Raw genomic sequence first — 365 nt, forward strand, 5'->3', positions numbered from 1 at the left:
GCTAATAGCAAGACCACCGGAAGAGACGCTTAAATTACCGCTATTGTTAACTGTAGAGCTCGTAGCGGTACCGCCAGCAGAGACGGCCAATAGACCCCTGTTTTCCAGCACTACGCCAGACGCCAACGCTCCTGACGCATAAAATGCCCCGCTAGTATTAATGCCGGATACATTCCCCCCAATGCCGGCACCAATTGCAGTTACCAGCGCACCTCCCGCAAGCTGCGATATGGTCGTAGCTGTACCGCCAGCAGAGACGGCCAATAGACCCCCACTGCTAACAATAGAGTTCGTTGCCGTACCACCGGAGGAGACATTGAGGTTGGCACCATTACTTACAGTAGAGCCAGATGCTACAGCTCCAG

The 365-nt window shown here is 54.0% G+C and carries 1 protein-coding gene; it reads right to left on the minus strand.

The window, feature by feature from the left end:
• Nucleotides 1–365, minus strand: a 365-nt coding sequence (locus ICN18_RS10365) for an AIDA repeat-containing protein (protein ID WP_216190512.1), incomplete at both ends; no start/stop codon positions are given.

It is taken from the genome of Polynucleobacter parvulilacunae (assembly GCF_018881715.1).
GTDB lineage: Bacteria > Pseudomonadota > Gammaproteobacteria > Burkholderiales > Burkholderiaceae > Polynucleobacter > Polynucleobacter parvulilacunae.